Raw genomic sequence first — 4264 nt, forward strand, 5'->3', positions numbered from 1 at the left:
CCTTTACCGCCCGGCGCGACATGCCGCCCGAACGGGTGCTGCTGGCGGGGATCGCCGTGTCGGCGCTGGCCTCGGCGGTGCTGTCGGCGATGATGGCCACGGGCGATGCGCGCGCCTTCCGGGTGCTGGGCTGGCTGTCGGGGTCATCCTCGGGGATCACCATGGCGCCCGCTTTGGCGCTGGCCGGGACCGCGCTGGCGCTGTGGGCGGCGGCGCTGGCCGCAGGCCGCTGGCTGGCCCTGCTGCCCCTGGGCGGACCCGTCGCGCAGGGGCTGGGCCTGCCTTTGACACAGGCCCGCATCGCGCTGATCGTGCTGGCCGGGCTGGCCACGGGGGCGGCCACCATGCTGGTCGGACCGCTGTCCTTCGTCGGTCTGATGGCCCCGCATCTGGCCCGGCGCGCAGGGCTGGCGCGCGCCGCCGACCAGCTGACCGGCGCGGCCCTGATCGGCGCGCTTCTGATGCTGGCGGCTGATTTCGGCGCCCGCATGGCGGGCTTTCCCTATGAACTGCCGCTTGGCCTCTTCGCGTCGCTGATCGGCGCGCCCTGGCTGTTATGGCTGATGACGAGGCCGCGATGACGCTCTTTTCCACCCGCAACCTGACCGTCGATGTCCCGGGCCGCCGCCTGCTGCACGGGCTGACGCTGGTTTTGCCCGCAGGCGCGATGATCGCGCTGATCGGGCATAACGGCTCGGGGAAATCCACGCTGCTGCGCGCGCTGGCGCGCCAGATCCCCTCGGGCGGCACCGTGACGTTCGAGGGGCGCGCCCTGCCGCAATGGCCCGCCCGCGATCTGGCCCGGCGTCTGGCCTTTCTGCCCCAGACCACCCCCCCGGCCGAGGGGATGACCGTGCGCGAACTGACCGCGCTTGGCCGCTATCCCTGGCATGGCGCGCTTGGCCGCTTCGGCCCCGCCGATCACGCGGCAGTGGCAGGCGCGCTGACCGAATGCGGGCTGGAGCCTTTGGCCGACCGTCTGGTCGACACCCTGTCGGGCGGCGAACGCCAGCGGGCGTGGCTGTCGATGATGGTCGCGCAGGCCGCAGGCACCCTGCTGCTGGACGAGCCGATCTCGGCCCTAGACATCGCCCATCAGATCGAGGTTCTGTCCCTGGTCCGCCGCATGTGCCACCAGCAGGGCCGCAGCGCGGTGATCGTGCTGCACGAGGTCAACATGGCCGCGCGGTTCTGCGATCATGTCGTGGCGCTGAAGGGCGGGCATGTCGTGCTGCAGGGGGGGCCGGACGATCTGATGACCGCGCCCGCGCTGCTGGACATCTATGGCCTGCCGATGCAGATCCTGACGCGTGCCGACGGCCATCCCATCGCCACCCCTGCCTGAAAGGCCCCCATCCGATGCTGCGCCAGTTCTTTGCCTATTACCGTCCCTTCATGGGCCTCTTCTGGCTGGATTTCGGCTGTGCGGTCGTCTCGGGCCTGCTCGAGCTGGCCTTTCCGCTGGCCGTCACCGCCTTCATCGACCATCTGCTGCCGCAGGGCGACTGGTCGCTGACCGTCGCCGCCGCCGCCGGTCTGCTGGCGCTGTATGTGGTCAATACCGGCCTGCTGACCGTGGTGATCTATTGGGGCCACAAGCTGGGCATCAATATCGAAACCAACATGCGGGCGCGGGCCTTCGACCACCTGACGCGGCTGTCCTGGCGCTGGTACGACCGTGCCCGCACCGGCAAGCTGGTCGCCCGCGTCACCCGCGATCTGGAGGAAATCGGCGAGGTCGCCCATCACGGCCCCGAGGATGCCTTCATCGCCATCATGACCTTTGTCGGCGCCTTCGGGCTGATGTACTGGATCAATCCGCAGCTGGCGGTGATCGTGGCGCTGATCGTGCCCGCGATGCTGGCGCTGGTCATCGTCTATGGCGGCCGGATGACGCGCACATGGCGGGCCATCTATTCCCGCGTCGGCGATTTCAACGTCCGGCTGGAGGAAACTCTGGGCGGCGTCCGCGTCGTGCAGGCCTTTGGCAACGAGGCGCATGAAAGCCACCTGTTCGCCGCCGACAATGCCCGTTACCGGCAGGCCAAGCTGGACGCCTATCGGGTCATGGCCGCCTCCAGCGCGCTTCAATACATGGGTCTGCGGCTGGTGCAGGTGATCGTGATGGTCACCGGGGCGGGCTATGTGCTGTCGGGCGAACTGACCACCGGGGGTTTCGTGGGCTTCCTGCTGCTGGTCGGCGTCTTCTATCGCCCGCTGGAAAAGATCGCCGCCGTGATCGAGACCTATCCCCGGGGCATCGCGGGCTTCCGCCGCTATCAGGAATTGCTGGCCACCGATCCCGAAATCGCCGATGCCCCCGACGCGGTCGATGCCCCCGCCCTGCATGGCGAGATCCGCTTCGACACTGTGGGCTTTGCCTATGACGAGGGTCGCCCGATCCTGTCCGGCATCGATCTGACCGTGCGCGCGGGCGAGACGCTGGCCTTCGTCGGCCCCTCAGGGGCGGGCAAGACGACGCTCTTGGCGCTGCTGCCTCGGTTTTACGACCCGACCTCGGGGCGCATCACCATCGACGGCATCCCGCTGCCGCAGATGCGTCTGTCCAGCCTGCGCCGCCAGATCGGTCTGGTCAGTCAGGACGTGTTCCTGTTCGGCGGTTCCTTGCGCGACAACATCGCCTATGGCCGCCTCGGCGCCTCGGAAGACGAGATCCGGCAGGCCGCCGCCAAGGCGCAGCTGGCGAGCCTGATCGACAGCCTGCCCGACGGTCTGGACACGATCGTGGGCGAACGGGGCGTGATGTTGTCGGGCGGCCAGAAACAGCGCGTGGCCATTGCCCGCGCCTTCCTCAAGAACCCGCCTATCCTGATTCTGGACGAGGCGACCAGCGCGCTGGACAGCCAGACCGAACGAGAGATTCAGTCGGCCCTAGACGCGCTCTCGCAAGGTCGGACAACGCTGGTCATCGCGCATCGCTTGGGCACGATCCGGGGCGCCGACCGCATCGTGGTCATGGATCAGGGCCGCATCGCCGAGCTGGGCGCCCATGCCGAGCTGATCGCGCAAAACGGCATCTATGCCCGCCTCGCGGCCTGACCCTTCTTCTTCACTCAAATATCCAGATCCGGCGGCAAAGCCTGCCCGCCGCCGGAGGAAGGCGCCCCCGCCTCAGTCCCAATAGGCGGCGGCCGTGAAATCCCGCTTGCCCCAGCCCCGCCCCAGCAGATGCTGGCGCGCCGCGCGGGCCTCCGGGGCGCGGCCCGCGAACCAGACGTAACCGCCCGGCAGATCGGCCCCGGCCAGCGCCGCCAGCAGATCGTCGCTGCGCGTCACGCGCGGATCACCCGCAAGATCGCCCAGATCCTCGGGCGCGGCCCTGATCCAGGCCCGCACCGGGCCTTTGACCCGGTGCGGCGCCAGATCCAGCATCCGGGCGATGGCGGGCAGCGCGGTCTGATCGCCGAACAGGCTCAGGGCCGGCACCTCGGGGCACCAGTCGCCGCCGGGGCCGATGATCGCCACCTGCGACCCCTCGATCCCCGACATGGCCCAATCGCAGGTCGGGCTGCCCGCATGGCGGAAGATGTCGAATTCCAGCCAGTCGCCTTGCTGGGCCGCGACCGTATAGACCGGACGATGCAGCGCATCCGCCCCCGCTGGCCATGTCGTGCGCCCCGAGGCCGCGACGCGCGGCCAGACCGGCGCCCTGCCCGGCGGTGGCAGCAGCAGCCGGAAATGCAGGCTGGTCTGCCCGAACCGCGCCGCATCGGGCCCCTGCAGCCGGATGCGCAGGAATCCGGGGCTGCGGCGGATCACCGCAGCGACACGCATGACCGACAGGCCCGGTGCCAGCGCGCCCTCGTCCACGCGGTCCCATGCGACCTCCAGCCCGGCCTCGGCAAAGATCTCGGTCGCGCGGTCCTGCAGGATGCCGATCATGCGCGCATCGGGGGCCAGCAGCTCGATCCGGGCGCTGTCGGTCTCGGCGGTCAGGCGAACCTCGCACCCCCAGAGAAACAGGCTGAGAACGCCCGGCGTCTCGGTCAGGGGCGCCTCCCACGCGCTGGCGCTGGCCTTCAGCACCGCCGCGGCGGCCCCCGAGGCGCGCGGGATGATGCCCTGACGGCGATGGCTGGCAAGATGCGACATGGCAGGATCCCCTTTGTGCTGGCGCGATCCTTCCGGTTCCAAAGTGATTTTGTCAACTTTGAAAATTCCGTAGAATTTTGCAGCCGATGGAAAAATCTTCCGCGCGCCTTGGCAAGGGCGCCGGGCTGGCGTATTTCCAACCCCACCCCTG

Annotated in this window: 4 protein-coding genes; 3 read left to right on the plus strand and 1 reads right to left on the minus strand. The window is 69.3% G+C overall.

Annotated features, from left to right (window positions below; all coding sequences use genetic code 11):
* The 3 genes from EG885_RS21880 to EG885_RS21890 form a co-directional block, all read left to right on the plus strand.
* Nucleotides 1–581, plus strand: a 581-nt coding sequence (locus EG885_RS21880; RefSeq protein ID WP_165571269.1) for an iron chelate uptake ABC transporter family permease subunit, incomplete at its 5' end; no start/stop codon positions are given.
* Entirely contained in the window at nucleotides 578–1345 is a 768-nt protein-coding gene (locus tag EG885_RS21885; RefSeq protein ID WP_131578914.1) for an ABC transporter ATP-binding protein, read from the plus strand. The genes EG885_RS21880 and EG885_RS21885, both read left to right, overlap by 4 nt.
* A gap of 14 nt (nucleotides 1346–1359) precedes the next feature.
* Nucleotides 1360–3060 (plus strand): ABC transporter ATP-binding protein, encoded by a 1701-nt coding sequence (locus EG885_RS21890; protein WP_131578910.1) that lies wholly within the window; start codon nucleotides 1360–1362, stop codon nucleotides 3058–3060.
* A 72-nt stretch (nucleotides 3061–3132) separates the two neighbouring features.
* On the opposite strand, the gene EG885_RS21895 is transcribed toward EG885_RS21890, so the two are convergent.
* A complete protein-coding gene (locus EG885_RS21895) occupies nucleotides 3133–4113 on the minus strand; it encodes a siderophore-interacting protein (protein ID WP_131578912.1) in 981 nt (326 codons plus the stop codon).
* Between the last annotated feature and the right edge of the window lie 151 nt (nucleotides 4114–4264).

The organism is Paracoccus nototheniae (assembly GCF_004335005.1).
Taxonomy (GTDB): domain Bacteria; phylum Pseudomonadota; class Alphaproteobacteria; order Rhodobacterales; family Rhodobacteraceae; genus Paracoccus; species Paracoccus nototheniae.

Excerpts from the sequence above, each read along its gene's own strand:
- EG885_RS21885 (WP_131578914.1), top strand. The coding sequence starts at position 578 with ATGACGCTCTTTTCCACCCGCAACCTGACCGTCGATGTCCCGGGCCGC.
- EG885_RS21890 (WP_131578910.1), top strand. The coding sequence starts at position 1,360 with ATGCTGCGCCAGTTCTTTGCCTATTACCGTCCCTTCATGGGCCTCTTC.
- EG885_RS21895 (WP_131578912.1), bottom strand. The coding sequence starts at position 4,113 with ATGTCGCATCTTGCCAGCCATCGCCGTCAGGGCATCATCCCGCGCGCC.